Genomic DNA, 24,432 nt, shown 5'->3' with positions numbered 1-24,432 from the left:
TGGCGTATTTGGTTGGCCCCGCTTGCTCATTCGATGAAGGCGATGAAGCGTCCGGCAAAGATGGCGGCAGTCCAGGTTGCGAATGATATTGCGGCTCCGCCACGGCTGAATCCGTCCGGACCGGTCCCGGCGGCGCGTCGGAGCCTGTAATGAAACACCGCTGCATTCAGCAGTCCGACGACTACAAGCGTAAGCTTTGCGAGAAAGGGCGTGTTGTTCAGATAGTGAAATGGACGGATGGCAAAGAGAAGCACTCCGGTCGCGATCGCGACCGTCAACCCGGCGGCCGCGATCGGGCTGACTACCGGGACGGCCTCCCGCCATGCGCGCTGTTTCCAAATTCCGAGGACACGCAGATCCAGCGTCATGATGGACCCGATCAATGTGCCCAAGCCGACGATGTGCAGCGCGCTGACCACGGCGTAGGTCGGCGGAGAGGTCCGCAGGGCAGCGACGATCTGCGTCCCTTCGAGATAGGAGAGCAGACCCGTCAGCATCCGCCGACCATGTAGCTCATGGCGCCTGCTCGGGCGACGATCTCGCCGTCTGCCAGGCGCAGCCATTGACCGTTCAGCTGATGCGGAGGGTCGCAATTTCGGACCGCGATGATTGCGATGCGGTCACCCACCGCGATCCGTTCTCCAAGGCTGAAATATTTCTGGGTCGGAGGCAGCTCGACTTCGACCGACGCTCCGCGCATATCGGCGCGTACCTGCAAACGTCCCGGATCGAGAAAGGTGGCGGCTGATCCCAGATCAGGCGGTGCTGCTGGGACTCCAAGGTCATCGGCAACGCGAATGACCAGTTCGGCATGCGGTTGGCCGAAGTAAGCGCGGGTGACTTCCCCCTCGATCCAGACGGGAGCTGACAGGTCGTAGCGGCCACCGAATCCGTGATGTCCCCAGGCAGCGCCCGAGCCCAGCACGAGTGCCCAGGCGAAGGATAGTCCAGCAAGGCCCAGCACGGCTCCCCCGAGGATTGGCCGGAGCCGGGCGAACGCGGCGGATGCATTTCGGCGCAAAGAGGCTCGTTTCATGACGCGCCTCTCACAGCAGGTGTTCGGCGCGGAATGGCAGGCTTCGCAGCCTCTTGCCCGTGGCGTGAAAAATGGCGTTGGCTATCGCCGGTGCCACGCCGGCCATGACGACTTCCCCCAACCCTTTCACGCCAGCCTCGTTGATCTGCGGATCAGGCTCGTCGATGAAGTCCACGTCGATCGTTCCGATGTCGGCATTCACCGGGATCATGTATTCGGCGATGTCCGCGTTGAGAAACCCTCCGTAGCGCGGGTCGACCTCACTCTCTTCGCGCAGGGCGGCGCCGATGCCCCAGACCACCCCGCCCCAGACCTGGCTCCTTGCGGTGCGCGGTGACAACACCCTGCCGCAGTCGGCCACGCTGACCACGCGAGGGACACGGATCCGACGCGTGTTGGGCTCGATCCGCACCTCGACGAAATGAGCGATGTAGCTGAACGTCACGAATCCCGGATAGGCCGGCCCCGTGGGCGAAGCACCGCCGGTGGCGATCTCGTCGGCTGCGCTGATGTCCTGCCCGGGCGCCGAGCTTCGAACTTCGACCTGAAGGCTTGGCAGTCCGGCTCGCCTGATCAGGTCGATGGGGTTTGCCTCCGAAGGCGCATCGGGTGCGATCTCACGCAGTCTTTGCCACATCGCGTCACATGCCTTGATGGTGGCGGGGATGGACGCCGTGGTTCCCCAGGAGCCTGCCGTCAGATGAGGATATGTGCCGCTGGTGTCACCCAGCAGCGCGGTCACGCTTTCCAGCGGCACGTTGAGATGACGCGAGACGACATTGGCCAGGACCGTCCGGATGCCCTGGCCCATCTCATGCACGCCGGCGCTTATCTCGACGCTTCCCTCGGCCGTGATCGTCAGCCTTGCGACATTGGCTGCCGCATTGCCCGGATAGGCGCCACAGGCCACCCCCCAGCCGATATAGGACCCATCCGCAGCGCGCATCGACAGGGGCTCCATCCGGCGGTCTCGCCATCCGAAGCGTTCCGAGCCACGCCTCAAGCATTCCGCGAGATGTCGCGAGGACAGCGGCAGATCTTCCACCGGATCGTGGGCTGTGTCGTTGGCGAGACGCAATGCCACGGGGTCCTGATCGAGGCGATATGCCAACTCATCGACCGCACATTCCATGGCCAGACAGGCGGTGTGCTCAAAGGGAGCGCGCATGTAGCCAGGGGTCTGGGTGTCCGTGCGGATCATGCGGTGAAAACCGCGAAAGTTCGGAATGCCGTAGAGCCGCGCGGAGGTCTGGCAATACTCGCCGGGAAAAAGGTCGTGCCGTGAGGTCTGCCCATCGACCGAGTGCAGCGCGGCGACAATCTTTCCTGAAGTATCTGCGCCGAGTTGCATCCGGTGGACGCTCTGCGGCCGGAAGCTGGCATCATGAAACAGCTGGCTGCGCGGAACCACCAGCTTGACCGGCCGGCCTATCCGGCGGGCGGCAATCGCGGCGAAGACCGTCTGCATCTGCAATGAGTTCTTCTGCCCGAAGCCGCCGCCGAGATGATGCGACCTGATCTCGATATTCTCGGCAGGAATGCGGAGCTGCTTGGCCAGGCCAAAGCGCAGTGCATTGGCGTTCTGTGTCCCCTCATGGATCAGGAGCTTTTCGCCCGACCATTGCGCGACAGTAGCGACAAGCTCGATCGGGTTCTGGTGCTGGGGCGGACTCGTGAAGGTGGCGTTGACCTGGACATCCGCGTCGGCAAAGGCCTGATCGGCGTCGCCGAACACGACGTCAGGACTTGGATGGCCCAGCGGCGCTTCCGCCTGCACGATCGTCTCGGCCCCTGCACTTTCAATCGTCGATGCGAAGGCCTCCTCAAGGTAGGAAGCCTTGATCAGCGCCGCCGCCTCGATGGCTGCTTCCAGCGTATCGGCCGCGACCACCGCGATCGGCTGCCCACGATAGGCGATCGTGGGAGACGACATGGGCTGGAAGCTCTGGAACGCGAGTCCGCCACCAAGCAGGAAGCCTGCGGATCTCAGGGGGCCAATGTTTTCGTGGGTCAGGATCAATCGCACGCCGACGACTGCCTCCGCTGCGCTGGTGTCGATCGATATGATCGAGCCCTTGGCGATCGTCGCTGTAGCGAGCGCGGCGTGGACGAGGTTGTCGGGTTGGCGGTCGGCTGCGTAAAGCGTGACGCCACGCACCTTGTCGAGCGCATCGACGCGGGCAATGTCTGCATAGGGAGCGTTGCTCATCGATCAGGCCCTTTCCTTGGCGATCATCAGTGCGTCGGCGACGGTCCGGGCACCCAGTTCAATCCGGAATGCGTTGTGGCTTCCGGCACGAGCACCGCCCAGAGCAAGTTCACCCGCAGCGCTGGCAGCACCTTCCGTGAGTGTCGCTCCAATCAGGGCTCTTTCGGCTTCGCGCGCCCGCCAAGGGCGTGTCGCAATGCCACCGAGCGCAATGCGGGCATCGCGGACGACATCCCCGTCCAGCTGAAGTGCAACGGCTGCAGAGGCGATGGCGAACGCGAAGGATTCTCGGTCCCGGATCTTGTGATAGGTCGAGCTGCGCGCAGCCTGCCCGCGCGGGACACGGATGCTCACGATTAACTCGCCCGGAGCGAGCGTGGTTTCTCGATCCGGCGTGTCGCCAGGTTCGAGGTAGAGCTTCTCCAGCAGTTCGGTTCGTGTGCCGTTCGGGCAAAGGATGTCGATCTCGGCGTCCAGGGCGACGAGCGCCACCGCGAGGTCGCCGGGATAGGTCGCGATACAGGCCTCGCTGCCCCCGAGCACCGCGTGTCCCCGATCGCGACCGCCGATAGCAGCGCAACCCGAACCCGGCTGGCGTTTGTTGCAGGCGAAAGGCTCGCCGTGCCGGAAATAGGCACAGCGTGTACGTTGAAGGAGATTTCCGCCAAGACTCGCCATGTTGCGCACCTGGCCGGACGCCGCCTTCCACAAGGCTTCAGCGATCAGCGGATAGTTGCTGACCAGGGTCGGATCGAAAGCGACGTCGCTCATCCGAGCGAGCGGCCCGAACACGAGATCGTTGCCGCCGGTGTCGAAGGCGGCAAGCTCGCTGATGCCGTTGATGTCGACCAGTCTGGTGGGGGTCTCCACATTCAACTTCATCAAGTCGAAGAGTGTCGTGCCTCCGGCGAGAAAGCGCGTTGTCGACGAGCTCGGTCCAAAGGATTGCACGGCTTCGGAAGCGGTGGTGGCACGGGCGTAGGCGAACGGGCGCAAGGTCAGAGATCCTCCATCTTCGATGCGGCATCCTGGATCGCGGCGACGATCCCGACATAGGCGCCGCAGCGGCAGAGATTGCCGCTCATGTATTCGCGGATTTGGTCGGGCGACGTCGCGTGCCCCTCCCGCACACAGGCGACGGCAGCCATGATCTGGCCAGGCGTGCAGTATCCGCACTGAAGAGCGTCATGGTCGATGAATGCCTGCTGCATGGGATGCAGATCGCCGTCGGCTGGCGAAAGGCCCTCGATGGTCAGGACCTCCCGTCCATCGATTTGCACGGCTAGGGTGAGGCACGAAACGACGCGGCGACCATCCAAATGTACGGTGCATGCGCCGCACTGGCCGTGATCGCACCCCTTCTTGGCGCCCGTCAGTGACAACGATTCCCGAAGTACATCCAGGAGCGAGGTACGCGGATCGAGAGTGAGACCATAGGCCTCGCTGTTGATGACGAAGCTGACCGGGACGCCTTCGCTGAATTCCGCTGCGAGTGCGTCGGAGAGAAGCGTAAGCTCGGACAAGGCGATCAAGGCGGAGAGCGAGATCCCACCCTTGATCAGATCTCGGCGATTGATGCCGGTGGCGTTGTAGAGGAGCCGTGCGTCGGCGTCATCGTGCCTGGGGGTCTCGTCTTTCATGGCTTCGCCCTTTCATGGGTTGGCTGAGTCAGAGGTTCATTCCCCCGGAAACTTCGATCCGCTGGCCGTTCACCCAGTGATTGGCATCAGACAGCAACGATGCGACCATCGGCCCGACATCGTCGGGCAGGCCTGCACGACCGAGCGCGGTCGCGTCGGCCACTCGCCGGTTGTAGTCGCCGTTGTCGCGGACAAGGCCGCCGCCGAAGTCTGTCGCGATCGCCCCGGGCGCGACGACATTCGCGGTGATCCCACGTGGGCCGAGTTCCTTGGCGAGATAGCGGGTAAAGACCTCGATGCCGCCCTTCATCATGGCGTAGGCAGCCATTCCCGGAATGCTGAACCGCGTAAGCCCCGTCGATATGTTGATGATGCGCCCGCCATCCTCGATCATCGGAGCCAGGCGCTGCGTCAGGAAGAAGACGCCCTTGAGATGGACGTCCACCAGTCGGTCGAAGTCGGTTTCGGACGTCGAGCCGAACGGAGCGGAGAGGCCGAAACCGGCATTGTTGACGAGATAGTCGAAATGGTCGCGTTCCCATACGGCTCGAAGAAGCTCGTCGAGATCCACCTTGAAGGTGTCGAAGGACTCAACCCTGCCTGTGTCGAGATGCAGGAGTGCCGCGCGGCCTCCTGCATCGACGATCTCCTGGACGACAGCTTCTGCGGCAGGTCGGTTCGTGTTGTAGGTGATGACCACGCCGGCGCCGCTGGTTGCGAGGCTCATGGCACAGTTGCGGCCGAGCCCTCGGCTCCCTCCGGTAATCAACGCGATTTTCGATAATCTGGTCATCGATATGTCTTTCATAAATCCTGCAAGCGCTGGCTTGGCGCCTCGGTGCGACTATCGGCGGACAGGAACACCGGGTCTTGCCTGAACCGCTCCAAAGCTTGCCTAATCCTCCTTGGGGCTGACGCGCGGCTGCAGACACGCTAGTTTCGAGCGAGACGTTCCAAGAACGAGGTGCAGTTCATGCAGGCATTGAGACAGGCGGTATTCGACTACGCCGGGCAACACGCCAACGGTGACGGCCTTGCCGTGACGCCCGTTGCGGGCCTTCGCATGATGCGTGTCGACATCCCCGCCGGGCCGCTCCGGTCGATCTATCGACCGCTGGTCTGCCTCGTCTTGCAGGGAAGCAAGCAGATGACGATCGGCCGGACTGAGCAGATCTTCTCAGCCGGCCAGTCGGTCATCGTTGGTGCGGATGTTCCGGTCATCGGGCAGATTGTCGAAGCGGCAGCGCGTGAGCCATATCTCGCGGTGGCGATCGAGCTCGACGCCGTGATCATGCAGGAGGTCGCGCTCGAGATGGGCAGCACGGTCGAAGTCGAGCCGCCGGCTGCCCCGCTGTTCGTCGAAACTCTGGACGATACGATCATCGATTGCGCCATGCGGCTAATGCGACTGCTCGACCACCCGCAGGCGGTTGACGTGGTGAGGCCCGCCATCATGCGCGAACTGCACTATTGGTTGCTCAACAGTGAGAATGGACCAGCCTTGCGCAGTCTGTCGGTTCCCGGCGGCCACGGCGAGCGCATCGCGCGCGCAGTGGACATTCTGCGCAGCAGCTTTTCCGATCCGATACCCGTCGAGAGCCTGGCGGCCGCAGCGAACTTAAGCCCTTCGGCCTTTCACAGGCACTTCAAGGCACTCACGTCATTGTCGCCCCTTCAATTCCAAAAACAGCTGAGGCTGATCGAGGCGCGGCGTCTGATGCTCGCGAAAGGCTACACCGCAACACAGGCGGCGGGCACTGTCGGCTATGAAAGCGCGTCGCAATTCTCGCGCGAGTACAGCCGCATGTTCGGCACGACGCGGAAACGGGAATCCCGAAACGAAGCGCAGGCAGCTGCCTGAGTCAAGCGGGGACAGGTTCGATCAGCCAGCAGCGGATCTCGCAAGTCCGCGCCCGATCACGTTTCATAATCCGCTCGACCTCGGGCACGGGGCCGTGTGCTACCGTCCAGTTCTTGTCGACCCTGCGAAAATCGACGGTTGGCCAACGGGCCTCGGCGAAGCGCCACAGTGCTGGCTCAACTTGCTAGCCTTGCTCAACCGTGCAGTCGGCATCTTCTACGATGATGGAAGAAGTCCGCGCCAGCTACTGAAACAATATCCGACGAGATTCCCCTCGGCGGCAAAGCCGAGCTCGACTAGCCCAAGTCTGCTACCCGACCAACTTAAAGAGGCCCGGCCCACCCTCCGTTCTACCGGGATACCCTTCTACCGCGACATCAGCGAAGCGTCGGGCCGCTATTGCCGTTTGGTCAGTAATGAGTTCGCCTTTTTGTCGATGTCTGCTTAACGCGAACCTGTCCTGAAAGCCGCCAGTCAGCAATCCACCCTTACGCCCTTGTCGTTGAGCGTGTGCCGGCCCCTCGTGGTCATACGTCGGCAACGCCGTGCGGCAAAAAAGCATGGAACGGGCGATCCGATCGTGGCCCTCGGTCATGGCGAAAATCATCTCCCGATGCTGATCCTTGGTCCAGCCGAGGGCCTGACGCCATCAACCCGTGAAGGGTAGGCTATGCACGCATGCCGCCGCTGCGGCTTCCCGAAACATGCCGAGCGCCCGAACCCACCAACCCGACGGCTAGAGTGAATCAGGCCAATGAGGCGGCGCGGGTTCAGCCTGTCCGTGACGGCTTCATCAACTCCATGCAGGTCTATCCCTGGACTCCAGGGGCGCTCTATCAGGTCTATACCGCAGTCGGCCAGATCACCGATATCGCGCTTCAGCCCGGGGAGCAGCTCGTGGGCGCGAGTCCCGTCGCGGCCGGGGACACGGTCCGCTGGATCATTGGCGACACCGAAAGTGGATCGGGAGCGACGCGCCAGATCCATATCCTCGTGAAGCCGACGCGGGCGGACCTGACGACCAACCTCGTCATCAATACCAACATGCGCACCTATCACATGGAGCTGCGCTCGACCGAGCGGACCTACATGGCGTCGGTCTCCTGGCAGTACCCGCAGAACCAGCTGATCGCGCTGCGCCGGCAGAACGCTGAGGCTCAGGCCGCCCAGCCGGTCGCAAGCGGGGTCGATCTCGCTAACGTCAATTTCCGCTACGCTATCGACGACGATCGCGCACCATGGCGGCCACGACGCGCCTTTGACGATGGCCGTCAGGTTTTCATCGAATTCCCGCGCGGTATCGGTCAGGGCGAAATGCCGCCGCTATTCGTCGTCGGCCCTGAGGGCAACACCTTCGAGCTGGTCAACTACCGCGTTCGCGGCCAGCACATGATCGTCGACCGCCTGTTCGCCGCGGCCGAGCTTCGCTTCGGCTCCGGCCGCGAGCAGAAGCGCGTCAGGATTGTCCGCACAGACGGGAGGCCGACCTCGTGAGCGAGAACCCGCCCCGGAATGGGGAAGTGCCAGACGACGATGCGCAGCCGCTGATCGGCGAGCCGGCCGAACCAGCTCCGATGCGGCTGCGGGCCGAGCCGCCGCGCGTGACCCGGCTGTCTCGAAAGGTTCTCGCTGGTCTCGGCCTAGTCGCCAGCGTCGGACTTGGCGGAGCCCTGATCTACGCGCTCCAGACCCGCGACGGCGGTCGCTCCCAACCGCCGATGGCCTTGCAGGCCTCCCGCGCGATTACAGCGGGGTGCCACAGCTCGGCCCGCCGCTTCCCGACGATCTCGGCCGGCCGATCCTCAGCACCCAGGATCGTGGGCAGACTGTTCCGGTCCCGGGCATCGCTACGCCCAATCCGGGCATCAGCCCGGAAGAGCAGCGCCGCCTTCAGGAAATCGAGACCGCGCGCACCAGCCGTCTCTTCTCCGGATTGGGAAGCCGGGGCGCCGGCTGCGGCGGGAGCTGTCCCAGAACCCCCGCCGCAGCCCGATTTGGCGAGCCTCGGCCTCGCCTCGCCACCGGCTACGCCCTCAGCGCAGGACCGGCAGAATGCATTTCTGAACGCGGCGGCCGATCGCAGGACGGTTGCGCCCGATCGCGTCGCTGCGCCGGCGTCGCCGAACATCCTTCAAGCGGGAGCCGTGATATCCGCCGCACTGATCACCGGCATCCGGTCGGACCTACCGGGCCAGATCACCGCGCAGGTTACCGAAAACATCTATGACAGCCCGACCGGCCGCATCCTGCTCGTGCCGCAGGGAACGCGCGTCATCGGCCAATACGCCAACAAGGTGCAGTTCGGTCAAAATCGAGTGCTTCTCGTCTGGAACCGGCTGATCTTCCCCAACGGCCGATCGATCGTCCTTGACCGCGAGCCAGGCGCTGATGCCGAAGGCTATGCCGGCAGCATCAGTCTCCGCGAGGAACCGGATCGGCCCTCGTGAAACCGGCGCCAGGCTCCCGTGGGATCGGAGGCTGCCATGACCTTTCGACCAACTCAGTGCGGCAATCCGTCGGCGCCCGTCAGTCCCACTTCCGCGAAGAATGTTTCGAGCGCGGAGGCCTCATCTGGCGTTACGATCGCGGCGACATAGCCGTCAGGTCGAACGAGCACCCATTCGCTGGATACCAGTTCGTAAGCATCGCGGAAATGGCCACCCAGGTCCTGTAGCTCGCAACCGGCTCCGACCCGGTGAATGTGCAGGCCGTTTCGCCCGCCGGTGATATCACGCACTGCCTCGAAACCGATGAGCGTCCAGTGAGAGCCGGTGAACAGGTCAAAGAGGCGCCGAGAACATCCCGCCGCACCACGAAGCGGCGCATCTGGAGCGCGATCTCCAGCAAGCACGGCGCCCATGCGTCCGAATGAATCCAGGGCGAGCGGCGAGCCGGGATATCCGATGTCGAGCTGGCGCACCTCGCGGCCTCGCCGCATCTCCCCTCGCTTTGCCGCAGCGAGGAGGCCAGTTGCAAGCCCGAGCATCGCTTCCGCGACCGGACGCCGCTCGCTTTCATAGCTGTCGAGCAGACGATCCGGAGCACCGCGGAGCACCGCGGCCAGCTTCCACCCCAGATTATAGGCGTCCTGAACGCTGGTATTCAGGCCCTGGCCGCCGGTCGGCGGATGGATGTGGGCGGCGTCGCCGACGAGGAGCACGCGACCAATCCGGTAGCGATCGGCAAGCCGGGCATTCATGGAATAAGCCGAGGCCCAGGCTACCGATTGGATCTTAACGTCATTGCGCGCGGTCCGCTCAGCGATCATTTGCTCTATTCCATCGGCCGAAAGGTCAGCTTCGCCTTCCGGTGGAGTGACTGCCTGGATCTGGAAGAGATCGGTTCCGGCGAGCGGGCAAATCGAGACCATCCGCTCCATGTTTCCATCGTTGAACTGGTGCCAGGCCTCGCGATCGAGGCCGGCCAACGCGACATCCGCCACCATTGCCCGCACGCCCAGCGTCTTGCCGGGGAAATCGACGTCGAGCGCCCCCCGCACGAAACTGCGGCCGCCGTCTGCTCCAATGAGGTACCGGCTGTGCACGACCTCTTCGCCGGCTGGTCCCACCAGCCGCGCAGCAACGCCGTCCTCAGATTGTACGAAGCCCACAAGTTCGTATCCGAATTCAACCCGATGGCCGAACTCCGCGAGCCGCTCGCGCATGAGCCGCTCCGTCAGGAATTGCGGGATCATCAGCGCGATGTGATAAGGCTCCGCCGGCGTTGGATCGTCCCGCTCGGCCATGCCCCTTTCGACATAGGTTCCATCACTCCGATACTCGCGCAGCCGGGGATAGGTGCCGCCTGCTGCGACAACCCGATCGATAATACCCAGATCCTCGAGCACTTCCTGGGTCCGCGGTAGAATGCCCTTCCCGCGCGAGCCGGAGAATGGCTGCTCCATCTTCTCGATCAGGCGAAACGGCACGCCACGCCGTGCAAGGTCGATGGCAAGTGTGAGGCCGGCGGCGCCGGCACCACAGATCAGCACCGCGAGAGTGTATTCATCTTCCATTGTCACCTCCAATGTGTATAATGCACATATCATCAGGAGGCGTCGCGATGTCAACAAAAAAAGTGCATAGTACACACATCAAGAAGCTGCTGCCCGAATTGCACCGTTCGCTCATCGACATTGCGATACTTATGAACCGCCCTGAGCGCGACGCGCAGATGTTGGAGTTGGCCGGACTGACGCTCGAACGAGCGCTGTTTCCTCTTCTCGTCACGATCGAGCGACGGGGACCTATTGGCGTCGTCGAACTGGCCGAGGGTGTCGGGCGCGACTACACGACCGTCAGCCGCCAGGTTGCGCGGCTTGAGGCGCTTGAACTCGTCGAGCGCCGCTCGGGCTCGGCCGACAAGCGGGTGCGTGAGGCCGTCATCACGCCGCGGGGAAAGGAAGCGACGGACGCCGTCGATGTGGCGCGGGAAAAAATGGCGCTGAACCTGTTCCGGGATTGGCCCCGCGAAGACTTCGACGAACTTATCCGGCTCATGCGGATGCTCGCCGACGGCATGAGCGGGCAGCCAGCTACGGAGAAGTAGGTGGCTGAAGTGGAAGTGCCAGCGGGTATACTGCCGTCAAGAGCAGGCCGCCAGCCAATGAACCACGCTTCCAGTTGGCCGCTCAGGCCCCGCGTCCATCAGTATTCGAACGTCATCCGGTGAACCCCTTCTGCTCTTGACCAGTTGCCCCCCACGGCGACCTTGACAGCGATCTGCACCTAGTCCGGTCCGGCTATCGGATCGGCAAAGTCCACATAAAACGGGACTGCCCGAATTCCTGAACAGCCAATGCCTTAATAGCGCCCCATCGCATAGGTGTAAAATGCACATATACGATGGGAGCAAACGCCAATAGAATGTGCGTTTTACACTTTTTCTGTTGACGAGCCTCGCCTATCACAGCTATGTGCATACTACACATGATGGGGTGATGGCAGATCCCTGCGCAGCGAATTTGGTCATCCGCGACGCATGTGCGGTCAACAGCAGGGCTCGCGAGATGAACGTCGACGCATCGACAACAGGGGGTGACAAGCTTGACTGGCGCGTGATACTGCCGGTCTTTCTCAGTGTCAGCCTCTATGCAGCAAGTGCTGCCGCGGCATTGCCGATTTTGCCATTCTATCTCAAGGAAATGGGTGGAACGCCCCTCATTTTCGGTGTCGTGATCGCCACGGAAGCGCTCACCCAGTTTGTGGCGGCGCCTCTTGTCGGTCAGCTTTCCGATCGCCTGGGGCGCAAGAAAATCCTGCTAGCAACGCAGGCTGCCGCGTTTACCAGCTTCCTTTTGCTCGCTCTGGCAAAGGCTGTGTTTCCCGTTCTGCTGGCGCGCATGCTGTTCGGCTTGACTGGCGGGACGCTCACCGCCGCCGTCGCCTATGCCGCGGACTACAGTTCTCCAGCCAACCGGCGGCAGGCCATAGGCACTCTGAATGCCGCAGTCGGGCTTGGAGGTATCGTCGGAGCGGGGCTGACAGGCTATCTGTCCGACATCTCGCTGACCGTTCCGATTTACGCCGCCATGGCGCTCTCCGCGGCCAGCCTCGCCGTAACAACTATCTGGATCAAGGGCAGCCACGCAGCATCCAACGGCGTCGATGAGTCAACCCGAAGCGACGCTTCCCTCGAAAAGGTCTCATTCCGGTCGTTCGTTAGCTCTCCCTTGATCCGAGTGCTTGTGATCGTGCTGCTCTGTTACTTCTTTGCCTATGGTATGTTTAGCTCGCAGATCGCCAACTACCTTCAAGTGACTTTTATCAGTGAACGCAATTCGTTCGGACCGCGCGAGCTTGGCTACATAATGGCTGCGGACGGTGCGATCAACATCATCGTCCAGTTGTTCCTTCTGCAATGGATCGGACGGTACTTTACGGAACGACGGCTGATCGTTCTCATATGTGCCATTGTGGCCGTCGGCTACATCACTGTCGGTTTTGCGACCACGCTTCCGATTCTCGTCCTTGCCGTCTTTTGCGTTGGTGTCGGTGATGCCCTGGCACGCCCCACCTTCCTCTCGGCGCTCTCGGTGCATGCCCCGCGGGAACGGCAAGGGATCGTGCTGGGAACGACGCAATCGCTGCTTGCCGCCACGGAGGCCGTCACTCCAGTAATCGCCGGTTTCCTCATCGGCCGGGCACTCTATGGTTTTTGGACCGGCCTGATCATCGCCTTCGTTGCGATTGCAGCAGTGATTACCTGGACAAGACTTCCCTCCTCCGACCCGGAGGTAGAAGGCCAGGCGAGCCCTAAAGAACCCACTCAATGACGAGCCAGAACATCTCGGAAGGCGGAAACGGCATGCAGACGGCGAGAGACATGGTGATGGCTTCCACCGCGGCTGATGTGGTTCATCAAATCTGTCCAAGTGCGCTGGCTGTTCGCTTCTTGATCAAGCGATCAATGCGGACATTGATGATCTTCTTGCCCGTCACGCTGGTTCTATCCGCATGCATGCACACGCCAGAGCGCGCTTCCAGCGCCGGTGAGGCCGACCATGCCTTGATCGCGGGTTATGGTGAAATCCGCGCCTACCGCTATTCCCCGCGCAACGAAGCGCTTGCGACGCATGCTGACTGGATGGTCAAGACGAAGTCCGCCAAGAAAAATATACTGATGATCTCCAGTGGTGGAGGCAGCGGCGCTTTCGGTGTTGGTGTACTCGCAGGGTGGACAGCCACAAACACGCGCCCGCGTTTTGATGTAGTCACCGGCGTCAGCACGGGCGCCTTGATTGCGCCATACGCCTTCCTGGGGCCTGCTTACGACAAAATACTGGTGCATCAATATACCAGCGGTGTCGCCCAGGAACTTGTCGCGATCAACGGCCCCTTCGGGGTGTTTGGCTCAAGTCTGCTCAAAGCTGAGCCACTCAAAAGACACGTCGAACACTTCATCACGCCATATGTGCTCAACCAGATTGCCGCCGAACACCGCAACGGTCGACGGCTGTTTGTTCTCACGACAAACCTCGATATCCAACGCGGCGTAATCTGGAACATGGGCGCCATTGCTGCGAGCGGAAACCCGGATGCCCTGAAGCTGTTTCGAGACGTTATCGTCGCTTCGGCAAGTGTCCCGGGCGTCTTTCCACCGGTCAAGATCCAGGCGGCGTCAAACGGGCGGCAGTTTCAGGAATTGCACTCGGATGGAGGATCAATTTCTCAGATCCTGACACCACCTCTTCTCGTTGAAAACGCGCTCTTTCCCGAGAGGACTGCTCAGCAAAAAGTCAATCTATACGTGATCGTCAACAACGCGCTCATCCCCGAGTTCGATGTCACGCCGAACAGGACGGTGTCATCCCTGGGCCGAGCATACTCCACCTTCCTGAAGTCTCAGGCGCAGAGCGAATTGACTGCGCTTTACAACCATGCCCTCCGCACGGGAGCAAATTTCCATGTTGCATCGATCGAGGTCCAGATTCCCTATTCAATGCTTAATCCGCTCGACAAGAATTACATGCATGCCGCGTACAGATTTGGCTACGAGCAGACGACATCCGGGACATTGTGGAAGGACACGCCAGCCTTTCCGTTGAAATTATTGCAGCCCGTTGCGCGGTGATTCCCATCGTCGCGACAGGCGGGCCTGTCCCTTGTCAATCTCCCACTTAGCGCCTCATCAACCGGCCCGTCGGCCGATGTGCCAACCCAAAATGTGTATCATGCACATTTTGGGTTGATGCCTGGCGGCCGACAGAAACGAACAGGAGAACTTCGCGTCCAACCTTCGCGATCGTCGACGTAGATCAACGGGCCGGCAGATGGCCATTCGGTCGAAGAGATCAGGACGGCGCACCGCGTCCCCGCAGCGCAGCGCAGCGCAGCGCAGCGCAGCGCAGCGCAGCGAGCCAGACTTGAGGGAGAGATAGATGCTGAAAAGCAGCCCTGACCGCTATGGCGCGATCCCAATCACGATCCATTGGCTTACGGCCATTCTTATTCTTTTGGCGCTCGGCTCCGGGTTTCAGGCTGGCAATGCCACCGAGCCGGCAGTTAAGGTCGGCTTCCTGCGCATACATATCCCGGCCGCGATCATCGCCTTGCTGCTGACCGCGTTACGCATCATCTGGTGGTGGGTCTTTGACAAGAAGCCGCTCCCAGTGCAGGGAGCGCCGGGTTGGCAGGAGCGGCTGGCGCGGGGCGTTCACCTGGCGTTCTATGTCGTCATTCTCGGCATGTTCGCCAGCGATGTCGGCATGTTGGTGCTGAGCGGTGCTGGACCGATCATCTTCGGCGAAACCGGTGCGGCTCTACCCGATTTCCACCTCTATCCGCCGCGTGTTTCGCATGGCTTTGGCGCAAATCTGCTGCTCGCGCTGCTTTTCGTCCATGTCGCGGCAGCGCTTTATCATCAGTTTGCCCGCTGCGATGGGTTGCTGCGGCGCATGTGGTATCGGCGGTAAGACTGTACGCCAGTTCGGTCCTTGTGTTGAAGAATCGCAAATCCCCCGACGCAATCCATGGCTTGCTGGATAGCTTGGTTTTCGTTGCGGCGATCACTTCTCTGGTGGCGCTGACGTTCGCCAGAAGATGGTGACCTCTCATCTGACCGTCAGATCCTTCCGTCATCGCTGCGACTCCGGAAGGTGCTTTCAGTTCATCAAAATAGCGCAAAGCACTTCCAAAGAATGTGCATCATGCACTTTTTTAGGTTGACACAGGTCCGGCCTTTTCGAATATGTGCATAATGCACGTTTGATTTGGCCTGGGATGACAAACGAAGTTGGCAAGTCGCGTCCGGAAGCGGCGCATGGAAAGTCCCTTTTGCCGATTTTCGCAGTCGTTGTCGTGGACGCCGCCAGCGCAGGTCTCATCCTGCCTCTTCTGCCATTTTACGCACGGGATTTCGGCGCCACGCCGCTGACGATCGGCTTTCTATTCGCGAGCTTTGCCATCTGTGAATTGTTTGCCGGGCCGGTGTTGGGAAACGCCTCCGACAAGTTGGGGCGCAAGCGGTTGCTCCTGGTCAGTCAGATAGGCACCTGCGCCAGTTTCCTTTTGCTCGCCGTGGCTCCCAATCTCCTCGTTGTTTTCGTGGCCCGCATCCTCGGTGGCCTGTCGGCGGGTAACATCGCCATAGCTATCGCCTACGTCGCGGATAGGAGCGAAGCGAGGACCCGTCGACAGGCGATCGGGTTCGTGAGCGCGGCAATGGGTTTGGGCACTATGATTGGACCGGCGCTGGGCGGTGCACTTGCGACGATCGGTTTGGCCGTGCCATTCGCGGTTGCCGCAGCGTTCTCCCTTGCCAGCATCGTGGCGACCTTCACTCTCCTCCCTTCGGATGATCGGGCCTTGTTCGGCACTCGATCCCTTGGCCGCGGCTTCAGGAAGGGACAACGCCCGAAAGATCAATCACACGGCGACGAGCAAGCTATAGACGGCAGCGCAACTGCTATGGCGCCTCTTTCATTGAAGAGATTTCTTCGTGAGATCGCTGATCTCGTCGCCCTGCCGAACGTGAAGGGGCTTCTAACGGCACTTGCCATCCTGTACCTGGCGTTCAGCCTGTTCAGTTCGCAACTCGCGCTCGTGCTGCATGCGCGATACCAGTGGGGCGGCGAGTCGTTTGGTCCCGCCCAGATCGGGCTCCTGTTTACCGCCGCCGGCGCAACAAACATATTGATTCAGGTCGTGGTGATGCGCGCCATCAGCACGACCTTCCAGGAAAGAACGCTTGCCGCAGCCTCGTTCGCGTTGCTCGCGGTCGGTTTCTCCCTCATCGGTTTCGGCGATACGATCCCCGGCCTGGCAGTTGGCGTTCTTGCGGTCGCGTCGGGCCTGGGGCTGGCGAGGCCGATACTCGTCGCCGCCCTCACCCTCACGGTGCCAGCAACTTCGCAGGGCGCCGCAATGGGGATGAGCCAGTCGCTCGCTTCCCTCATCAACGTCATCGGGCCGATCGTCGGCGGATACCTGATTCAACAACAAAATTTTATAGGCTGGACCGTAGCATTAAGCGCGCTCGCGTTGACCGGTTTCGCCGCAGTCGGGCTGCTCGCTATTTTCCCAAAAATGTCCGATCCAAAAGAAAGGTGAGGCTCACGAGTGGCTCAAAGCTGCCGTGCTGATTTGTACGCGGCGCGACGAGCCGCATCGGCCTCCCTCACCCAACGGGAGAACGAAATGGCACATACCCGGCTTGGCCTGGCAGCTAGAGCTAGCGACGGCAGCGCGTCGCCTACCACTTAAAGGCCCCGGGCAGGCGGGCGCTCCGGTGTCTCCAAGTAAGGAACGCGGATCAGGGAGGGACCGTCAGGATCACCTGAATTCAGACCTGCGTTGCCGAATAGCCCATGTTTTTCAAGTCGTCGAGCAAGCTTGGCCCCTTTGGCAGCCAACCCAGTTTCTGCCGGGTCAGTGTGCTCGAAGCCGTGATGGCCGCCGCAGCGAACATGGTGAACCAGCCGAAATCGGCTTCCGCCTCTTCTTTCGGGAGTGAGACTGCCGGGAGCCCAAGCCCTTTGGCGACAGTTTCGGCGACATCCCGGTCAGCCGAAGTAGGTCCGGGTCCGTAGCGGGAGCAGAGCCCAAGGTTCTACTAACCGTGCTGGCCACGGCCTGCCGCGCTCGCTACTGGCGCGTCGGCACCGGAAATCCTGTCGTGGATACCGTGTTGAATTCTCGCCGCCGGCTTTGTGCGGCGGGCGGCCTCGCTACCGTCGCTACGTTCTGACCCGCTGGATTGCCGGTGACCATCCCAGTGTTGACAATGCGTCTCAAACTCAATATTGGATACAATTATGATTTCGGATACACAAGAGACGCAAGCGCAATCGACCGCCGACAAGATCAGGACATTGATCCTGAACGGCACGTTTCGGCCCGGCCAGCCGCTGCGGCAGGAAGCGTTGTCGGAGCAGCTAAGCGTCAGCCGCACCCCATTACGGCATGCTCTTCAAGCGCTCGCTGAAGACGGATTGGTCGAAACGATCGGCTACAAGGGAGCAAGGGTCGCAAAGCTCGAACGGGGAATGGTCGATGATTTATTCGACATGCGGCTTTTGCTGGAACCACTGGCGCTCCAGTCCGCCTTTGGACACCACACCAAGCTTGACTTTGCCGAAGCCGAGATGGCGCTCGACGCCGCCGAGGTGGAGCAGGAACCGTCGAGCCTTTCGGAACTGAACTGGGATTTTCATCATGCCCTGTACAGCCCGTCAAAACGGTCAACGTTGTTGCGAACCATCGAACAGCTCAACAAGGCATCGGCTCTCGCGGAGGTGATCGCGAGTTCCATCGTCGCCCGCCCCGAAAAGTCGGCGGCCGAACACCGGAAATTGCTTCAGGCCTGCCGGGATGGCGACGAGGCCGGCGCGATTGCAAGGCTCGGTGAGCATTTGCGGCTTGCCCATCACGACATACGAAACCGGAAAGAATGAAGATGCCCGTCAAAAACAGGATCGCCGAGTTTCACGATGAAATGACCCAGTGGCGGCATCATCTTCATGCCAACCCCGAGCTTTCCTACCAGGAATACGGAACCGCCAGGTTCGTCGCGGAAAAGCTTCGCTCCTACGGGATCCAGGTGACCGAAGGCGTGGGCGGAACCGGCGTTGTCGGAGTTCTTCACGGAAACCACGAGAGCGAGCGCTCCATCGGGCTGCGGGCTGACATGGATGCGCTTGCGATCGAGGAACGCAATGATTTCGCGCATCGCTCGACGAACAGGGGCGTCATGCACGCCTGCGGTCATGACGGGCACACCACGATGCTTCTCGGCGCCGCCCGCTATCTTGCCGAGACCCGGAATTTTTCAGGCCGCGTCGTCTTCATCTTCCAGCCTGCCGAGGAGATGGGGGGGCAAGACGGCGGCGCGGCGCGCATGATCCGCGAAGGACTGTTTGAGAATTTCCGCTGCGACGAGATCTACGGGTTGCACAATTGGCCGGGCATCGAGGTTGGAAGCTTCGCCGTGAAGGCGGGGCTGATGATGGCGTCGGGCGATGCTTTCGAAATCGAGGTCACGTCGACCGGAATGCACGCAGCACAGCCGCACAAGGGAGCAGACGTCGTTCTGACGGCCGGGCACATCCTCGTCGCCCTCCAGCAGATATCCGCCCGAAACACCGATCCACTGGATGCAATCGTTGTGAGCGCCACGCAGATTCACGGCGGCGACGCCTACAATGTATTGCCGAACAAGGTCACCATCCGGGGAACCGTGAGGGCATTCTCTCCCGCCGCGCGCGCGGCGGCGGAGCCTGCGGTGCGGCGCATCGTGGACGGTACCGCATTGTCGACCGGCGCTGAGTGCAAGGTCTCCTACACCCAGCAATATCCGACCCTCATCAATTCACACTCTGCGGCCCAATCGGCAGAGGCCGCGGGATCGTTGATCTTCAATAAGGTCGAGACAAACCCGCCGCAGACGATGATCGTCGAGGACTTTGCCTTCATGCTCGAAGACCGAACCGGATGCTATGGCTGGATCGGCAACGGGCCGGATGACAACGGTCGCATCCTTCACAGCGCGTGGTTCGATTTCAACGACGAAGCGCTGCCGTTCGGGGCTTCCTACTACGCAACACTGGTTGAGGCGAGGCGCAATTAGGCTTTACACGTGGATAGCCTTCTACATCGCGGACTAAGCACATGTTCGATACCTATTTTTACTGACCTTAAAGCAACCGCATGATACGGAATTGTGCAGGACGGTATTACTGTCGCTTAGCCGCCTTCCGGGATCGCGCCGCCATTCTGTCGTATAATCCTTGGCAGTCCAGCCGGAGCGGCATCATGTGGCTGATCCGCTCCCGAGAAACTGGACCGTTCTGAACTGGAGTTTTCCGCGCTAGCATCCCCGGGCCGGGGTGGAGCGGAGAACGATGAAGGCATCGAAGTTTTCGGACGCGCAGAAGGCGTTCATTCTCAAGCAGGGAGCGGACGGCGTTCCGGTGGCCGAGATATGCCGGCGGGCCGGGATCAGCCAGGCGACCTACTTCAACTGGAAGAAGAAGTATGACGGGCTGCTGCCGACGGAGATGAGGCGGCTGAAGCAGCTTGAGGACGAGAACGGCAAGCTGCGCAAGCTGGTTGCGGACCTGTCGCTGGACAAGGAGATGCTCCAGGACGTCATTCGCCGAAAACTCTGAGGCCTGGTCGCAAACGCGAGCTGGTGGCGGAGACGTGCAAGGAATGGGGTGTCTCGATCCGGCGCGCCTGCCGGGTTCTGGAATTCGATACCTCAACCTACCACTACAGATCCCGTCGCCCCGACCAGGCCGGCTTGGCAGCTCGGATCAAGGACATCTGCATGACCCGCGTCCGGTATGGCTACCGACGGGTCCATGTGCTGCTCCAGCGCGAGGGCTGGACCGGCAACATCAAGCGGACCTACCGTGTTTACAGGGATCTGGGTCTGCAACTGAGGAACAAGACACCGAAGCGGCGGGTGAAGGCGAAGCTGCGCGATGACCGGCAGGAAGCGGTCAGTCCGAACGAGGTCTGGGCCATGGACTTTGTCCACGATCAGCTCGCAACGGGCAAGAAGATCAGGGTGCTGACGATCGTCGACACGTTCTCCCGTTACGTGCCGGCGCTCGAGCCACGGTTCAGTTATCGGGCCGAGGACGTCGTCCGGACGCTCGAACAGATCTGTCCCGTCATCGGCTATCCTCGGACCATCCGCGTTGATCAAGGCACCGAATTTGTGTCCCGGGATCTCGACCTGTGGGCCTACACCCGGGGAGTGACGCTCGACTTCTCCAGGCCGGGCAAGCCGACCGACAATGCTTACATCGAAGCGTTCAACGGGCGCTTCCGTGTAGAATGCCTCAACCAGCACTGGTTCCTGACGCTTGCCGACGCAGCGGAAAAGTTGGAGGATTGGCGCAGATACTACAACGAGGAGCGCCCGCATGGGGCAATCGGGAACAAGGTCCCGATCTCGTTCATCAATCGCGACGGCGCCACCGGCCCGCCGTCGTGACGAAGCCGGAAAACTCCAGCTTCCGGCGGTCCAAGGAATGGGTGCGGACCAAGAAGCCGGAAAACTCCAGCTTCAAGTGGTCCAAGGAATGGGTGCGGACCAGCACCCCCGGAAATTACCCAGCCGGGCGGTCCAAAGTCGGGGGGCACGTCATTCATGGTCGAAACCATACTTCAGGATGGACCCGTTCAATGGGGGAGGATCACAGGCCGCTGACGCAGATCGTCAGTCAAAGTTCTTTTCTTATGCCAAATCGCGTTCACTCACCACGGTCATAGTCGTTAGTATCGGAATCCAAGCAAACTCCCGCTCGGGTCCGTGTCGGTCAGGCGAAGACGAACCAAAGAATCGAAGTCGAAACCCTGCGAAAAATCGTTGACCGGGACCATGTCCGTGTTGAGGGTGCAAATATACTGAAAACCGTATTTCGCAGCCATCGCCGCCGCCAGTTCGAGCGCATGGGCTCGCTGTCGCGGGTCGACGCCATCGAAGACTGTGCTGTCATGAATAAGGAAGTCGATGCCTAGGCCGCGTTGCCGCGCGAAGGAAACGAGCATGAGGTCGTAGCAAAAGATCTTCATCTTGCTGATGCCCTCGCTTGGGCTACCCGCAATCTCGACATCGAACTTGTACCCGGTGTCATCGATGTCGATCACCAGACGGCCGGCCGCCTTGTAGAGATTCTCCGAGAACTCCGAGAACAGGTTGAGTGCTTGGGACCAAAGCGCGCGCCGCTCTTCGTAATCCAGCGTCGTGGCCCGCTTGAGCTCCACGGTCTCGACTTTGATCGTGTCCGCCTTGGTGGTCATCTGGCGGAGCTGAGTGATCCGATTGGTCAGGCCATCCACCTTTAGGCGGGTGGCGGCGTGGAGCTCCTGCAATTGCGTGAGCTCCTCAAGGGCGCCTTGTCCGGCCAGAGCGCTGAGGTAGCCGGCACGACGATCAGTCAGGGTGACGAGCTGGGCTTCGCGATCGGTCACCGCTGCGTCGATCGCGGCGATCTCACCGGCGATGAACCCGCGGCGGTTGACGATAATTTGCTCGTTGAATGCGCGCGCGTCTGCAAGCGTTTTCCGGACGGCGCCTGGCAGGGCGATGCCCGCTTCATTGTAGAGGGCTTCGAGGCGATCCGCCGTAGGCGCATCCTCGTTCACGAGGGACTCGCGATAGCGCTCAAGCCGGCGCTTATCCACGATATTGGCGTTCACCAAGCCGTGGATCTCGCTTGTCAGGATGTTCGCCTGTTCCTCTATCTCACTGTATTGGGGCAATACGCGGAAGTTCGACAACGCTTCACGTTCGCGCTCGAGTTGGGTGGTGAGGCGCAGGCGTTCGGCCTCAAGCTCACCGAGGGAGGCGAGCTCTCCATCGACCGCGCCAGTCTTGATCGCCTGCTTCAGCGCGTCGAGCGCGTTCTTCTGATCCTTGAGCTGTTGCCAAGTCGCGGCCTTTTCCCAGTTCAGGCCAAGCAGGAACGCATTGTGGACCTGAACGTCCCAGACCTTCTGGTTGTCGAAGTGCTTGAACGGCGTGATGTATGCAGCGGCCTGGTTCCGGACGAAATACGAGAGTAGCGACCGGGCGGACGGCCTGTAGCCGGACTCCGACGCGAGTTCGCTAATCCCGAACAACGCCCAGGCAAGCACCGCTCTCCACTTCTTGGTGTCGAGGCCGGGTAACCCCTCCTTGTTGGGAGTCGGCCGCACGGGCCATCCCGCGGTCGGTCCTTCGATTGCAAAGAAACCCGGCGCGTCGGGTGATCGGGTCACCGCGACATCGTTGCCGCCGACGGTCAGCTCCAGGGTGAAGGCCCATCCTTGCAGGGCCTCGATGCGAAGGCCCTTTCCGGGCGAGGTATTGCTGGCCAGGCAGAAGTCGATGATCTCGATCAGCGTCGACTTGCCTAGGGCGTTTGTCGTGTCCTTGTCCCCGGCCGTCTTTGAGCGATCGGCCAAAACGAGGTTGACGCCCGGCTCGAAGTTGGCGGCGTGGAAGCCTTTCTTGTTGGCGCGCACTGATCGAATCATGACGCGGTCCTGACGATCAAGCCGTCTTTGATGTCGATGGCGCCGATGAGATAAAGGAGATTGGAAGCGAGGACGAAGCGCTCGAACGTGCCGACGTTCGGCTCCGAGCGGAGACGCTCCCACAGACCGGAGACGGTCATGGGACCGCTCAGGTGGGACAGAAGGGTCGCGCCCACCCCAATCAGGGCTTCATTCTGCGGAATGTGTTTGGTCGGGAGGATCATTTCTCGAACACGTCGCAGATTTCGAACAGGTAGATCAGCACCGCGATGCCGGCGGTCTTATCCGCCTGCCGGCGCAGGCCCCGCTGGGCGAAGGCGCACATGAGTTCGAAAAGCTCGTCCCCCTTATGGCCCGCCTTCCGGCGGGCATAATATTCCTCAAGGAAGCCCGCCTTGAGCCGTTCCGGAAAGTCTGGGTCGAGCTGCGCTTCCGCCTCGACATAATCTCCGACCGTCACGCGAGACATCAGGCCGGCTGCAATGATGTGGCGCGCGCCGTTCGAAAGGGCGTTCTTCTTGATCTTCTCGTCCGGTGCGATGAGGTCGAACGATCCGTTGGCGGCGGGCGCTTGCGTTGCGACCCACGATACGGCGTTTTGCAGCTCCGGAAACGCGACGTCGGCGAATGCCTCCTCCATCGCCTGCCGGACCTGCTTCTCGTGGTTCTCCTTCAACTCCTGAAGCGCGGGAGTCGGCCAATCAGCCTCGACCTTGTCGATGATCGTGTGGTGGTCCGTACAGAGATAGATGAGGTTGCGAACGTTATCGCGCTCCTCATCGGTCATCGACGCGTCGTAGCGCGCGGCGCCAGGCTTCTCGCCGCGAATATGGGCAGCTTCGCCGACGTAGGTGTCGTCGCCCACTTTCGCGTCGTAGGTCAGATGTTTGCCGCATTTCGGCAGTGCGCAAACGCCGCCGCTCCGAAACGCCAGGATGATTCTCGTCGGGTAACTAGCGCCCACGGGCACCGCCGATCTGCGCGCGAACCCGCGGCCGACGAGCCGATTTCTGCGGCGCGGCACTGTCATCGCCGAGATGGTGAATTCGCAGAGCAGGACGCTCCGGCAGTTTGACGGTCAATTCGAGCTTACCCCCCAAGGCTTCCACATAGCTGCGAAGCGTCGAGAGATACATGTCGGTCTGCTTCTCAATCTTGGAGACCGAAGGTTGCTTGATGTTGAGCGCGGAGGCGATGTCGGCCTGGGCCTTTCCGGCTATCTGGCGCAACTCGCGCAGGCCTTCGACCTCCTGCTTGAGCTCCTGATAGCGCACATCGATCGCGGCTTGCTCTTCCGGAGGCAGCGTCGCGATGAAGTCGTTGAGGTTCCGGCCCATCTCACTTTCCCTTCTTTGCGGCTTTCAGGCTTTCCAGATGCTCGGAAAACCGGAAATCCGCTTTTGCGATCAGCTTCCTGTAGAAGCGTTTCTCGCTTCCACCCGACTTGTCTCCGGCTACCAGCAAGATAGCTCTTCGTTCTGGATCGAAGGCGAAGGCTGCGCGCCATTCGCCATCGGCCGCTTCGAACCGCAACTCCTTCATATTGGGGTGACCCGACCCCTTGAGCGTATCGACATGTGGCCGGCCAAGCTGCGGGCCGTACTCCGACAGCAGCTTGGCGACCGCGAGCAATGCCTCGCGAACACCGCGCTCAAACGCCAGAATCTCGCCCTCAAAGGCCGGGTGGATGTGGACTTCCCACTCCATATAGCCTCCGG

The 24,432-nt window shown here is 61.4% G+C and carries 21 protein-coding genes and 2 pseudogenes; 11 read left to right on the top strand and 12 right to left on the bottom strand.

Going from position 1 to position 24,432, the window contains the following annotated elements; all coding sequences use genetic code 11:
• Positions 1-26: 26 nt before the first annotated feature.
• The 6 genes from GGR03_RS22875 to GGR03_RS22850 are packed head-to-tail and all read right to left on the bottom strand — an operon-like array spanning position 27 to position 5,678.
• Positions 27-497, bottom strand: a complete 471-nt coding sequence (locus GGR03_RS22875) for a DUF2214 domain-containing protein (RefSeq protein WP_183211157.1) — start codon at positions 495-497, stop codon at positions 27-29.
• Positions 491-1,036 (bottom strand): DUF6152 family protein, encoded by a 546-nt coding sequence (locus GGR03_RS22870; protein WP_183211156.1) that lies wholly within the window; start codon positions 1,034-1,036, stop codon positions 491-493. Before GGR03_RS22870 ends, GGR03_RS22875 begins: the two co-directional genes overlap by 7 nt.
• 10 nt (positions 1,037-1,046) lie before the next feature.
• Complete coding sequence (locus GGR03_RS22865; protein ID WP_183211155.1) at positions 1,047-3,245, bottom strand: xanthine dehydrogenase family protein molybdopterin-binding subunit; 2,199 nt, start codon at positions 3,243-3,245, stop codon at positions 1,047-1,049.
• A 3-nt stretch (positions 3,246-3,248) separates the two neighbouring features.
• Positions 3,249-4,241: an FAD binding domain-containing protein gene (locus GGR03_RS22860; RefSeq protein WP_183211154.1), complete on the bottom strand. Its 993-nt coding sequence runs from the start codon at positions 4,239-4,241 to the stop codon at positions 3,249-3,251.
• 2 nt (positions 4,242-4,243) lie between these two features.
• Entirely contained in the window at positions 4,244-4,885 is a 642-nt protein-coding gene (locus GGR03_RS22855) for a (2Fe-2S)-binding protein (RefSeq protein WP_183211153.1), read from the bottom strand.
• Positions 4,886-4,913: 28 nt separating this feature from the next.
• Complete coding sequence (locus GGR03_RS22850; RefSeq protein WP_425486735.1) at positions 4,914-5,678, bottom strand: SDR family NAD(P)-dependent oxidoreductase; 765 nt, start codon at positions 5,676-5,678, stop codon at positions 4,914-4,916.
• Positions 5,679-5,858: 180 nt separating this feature from the next.
• Here GGR03_RS22850 and GGR03_RS22845 point away from each other — a divergent pair, with 180 nt between their 5' ends.
• The 3 genes and pseudogenes from GGR03_RS22845 to GGR03_RS22835 all read left to right on the top strand — a co-directional run.
• Positions 5,859-6,746 carry an AraC family transcriptional regulator gene (locus GGR03_RS22845; protein ID WP_183211151.1) on the top strand — a complete coding sequence of 296 codons (888 nt, stop codon included), beginning with the start codon at positions 5,859-5,861 and terminating at the stop codon, positions 6,744-6,746.
• A gap of 714 nt (positions 6,747-7,460) precedes the next feature.
• Positions 7,461-8,240 (top strand): annotated as a pseudogene (gene trbG, locus GGR03_RS22840) (P-type conjugative transfer protein TrbG); the annotation flags it as partial.
• Positions 8,237-9,154: pseudogene (locus GGR03_RS22835) on the top strand (TraB/TrbI/VirB10 family type IV secretion system protein); the annotation flags it as partial. The pseudogenes trbG and GGR03_RS22835, both read left to right, overlap by 4 nt.
• A gap of 92 nt (positions 9,155-9,246) precedes the next feature.
• On the opposite strand, the gene GGR03_RS22830 reads toward GGR03_RS22835, so the two are convergent.
• Positions 9,247-10,761 (bottom strand): FAD-dependent oxidoreductase, encoded by a 1,515-nt coding sequence (locus tag GGR03_RS22830; RefSeq protein WP_183211150.1) that lies wholly within the window; start codon positions 10,759-10,761, stop codon positions 9,247-9,249.
• 47 nt (positions 10,762-10,808) lie between these two features.
• Between GGR03_RS22830 and GGR03_RS22825 the strand changes: the two genes are divergently transcribed.
• From GGR03_RS22825 to GGR03_RS22790, 8 genes are all read left to right on the top strand, one after another.
• Entirely contained in the window at positions 10,809-11,294 is a 486-nt protein-coding gene (locus GGR03_RS22825) for a MarR family winged helix-turn-helix transcriptional regulator (RefSeq protein ID WP_183211149.1), read from the top strand.
• Positions 11,295-11,754: 460 nt separating this feature from the next.
• Positions 11,755-13,020 carry an MFS transporter gene (locus GGR03_RS22820; RefSeq protein WP_183211148.1) on the top strand — a complete coding sequence of 422 codons (1,266 nt, stop codon included), beginning with the start codon at positions 11,755-11,757 and terminating at the stop codon, positions 13,018-13,020.
• Positions 13,017-14,318, top strand: coding sequence for a patatin-like phospholipase family protein (locus GGR03_RS22815; RefSeq protein WP_246368438.1), 1,302 nt, complete (start codon positions 13,017-13,019; stop codon positions 14,316-14,318). The genes GGR03_RS22820 and GGR03_RS22815 overlap by 4 nt, the downstream gene beginning before the upstream one ends.
• Before the next feature lie 307 nt (positions 14,319-14,625).
• Positions 14,626-15,159 carry a cytochrome b gene (locus tag GGR03_RS22810; protein WP_183211147.1) on the top strand — a complete coding sequence of 178 codons (534 nt, stop codon included), beginning with the start codon at positions 14,626-14,628 and terminating at the stop codon, positions 15,157-15,159.
• A 307-nt stretch (positions 15,160-15,466) separates the two neighbouring features.
• Positions 15,467-16,795: an MFS transporter gene (locus tag GGR03_RS22805; RefSeq protein ID WP_183211146.1), complete on the top strand. Its 1,329-nt coding sequence runs from the start codon at positions 15,467-15,469 to the stop codon at positions 16,793-16,795.
• 704 nt (positions 16,796-17,499) lie between these two features.
• Positions 17,500-18,138 (top strand): GntR family transcriptional regulator, encoded by a 639-nt coding sequence (locus GGR03_RS22800; protein WP_183211145.1) that lies wholly within the window; start codon positions 17,500-17,502, stop codon positions 18,136-18,138.
• A complete protein-coding gene (locus GGR03_RS22795) occupies positions 18,135-19,310 on the top strand; it encodes an amidohydrolase (RefSeq protein WP_343058966.1) in 1,176 nt (391 codons plus the stop codon). The genes GGR03_RS22800 and GGR03_RS22795 overlap by 4 nt, the downstream gene beginning before the upstream one ends.
• Before the next feature lie 274 nt (positions 19,311-19,584).
• A protein-coding gene (locus tag GGR03_RS22790; RefSeq protein ID WP_183211144.1) for an IS3 family transposase occupies positions 19,585-20,687 on the top strand; the annotation gives its coding sequence in 2 pieces (ribosomal slippage) (positions 19,585-19,846 and positions 19,846-20,687; 1,104 coding nt in all).
• 281 nt (positions 20,688-20,968) lie between these two features.
• On the opposite strand, the gene GGR03_RS22785 is transcribed toward GGR03_RS22790, so the two are convergent.
• From GGR03_RS22785 to GGR03_RS22765, 5 genes are all read right to left on the bottom strand, one after another.
• Positions 20,969-22,714 carry a DUF2326 domain-containing protein gene (locus GGR03_RS22785; protein ID WP_183211143.1) on the bottom strand — a complete coding sequence of 582 codons (1,746 nt, stop codon included), beginning with the start codon at positions 22,712-22,714 and terminating at the stop codon, positions 20,969-20,971.
• A complete protein-coding gene (locus tag GGR03_RS22780; protein WP_114440476.1) occupies positions 22,711-22,938 on the bottom strand; it encodes an ABC-three component system middle component 6 in 228 nt (75 codons plus the stop codon). The genes GGR03_RS22785 and GGR03_RS22780 overlap by 4 nt, the downstream gene beginning before the upstream one ends.
• Entirely contained in the window at positions 22,935-23,579 is a 645-nt protein-coding gene (locus tag GGR03_RS22775; RefSeq protein ID WP_252920358.1) for an HNH endonuclease, read from the bottom strand. Before GGR03_RS22775 ends, GGR03_RS22780 begins: the two co-directional genes overlap by 4 nt.
• 88 nt (positions 23,580-23,667) lie before the next feature.
• Positions 23,668-24,051 carry an XRE family transcriptional regulator gene (locus tag GGR03_RS22770; RefSeq protein ID WP_183211142.1) on the bottom strand — a complete coding sequence of 128 codons (384 nt, stop codon included), beginning with the start codon at positions 24,049-24,051 and terminating at the stop codon, positions 23,668-23,670.
• Position 24,052: 1 nt separating this feature from the next.
• Positions 24,053-24,421, bottom strand: a complete 369-nt coding sequence (locus tag GGR03_RS22765; RefSeq protein WP_183211141.1) for a type II toxin-antitoxin system RelE/ParE family toxin — start codon at positions 24,419-24,421, stop codon at positions 24,053-24,055.
• Between the last annotated feature and the right edge of the window lie 11 nt (positions 24,422-24,432).

This window comes from Aurantimonas endophytica (genome assembly GCF_014196845.1).
GTDB classification, from domain to species: domain Bacteria; phylum Pseudomonadota; class Alphaproteobacteria; order Rhizobiales; family Rhizobiaceae; genus Aurantimonas; species Aurantimonas endophytica.
The sequence above is the reverse complement of the archived record's forward strand: the minus strand, read 5'-3'. Positions and strand labels throughout refer to the sequence as shown.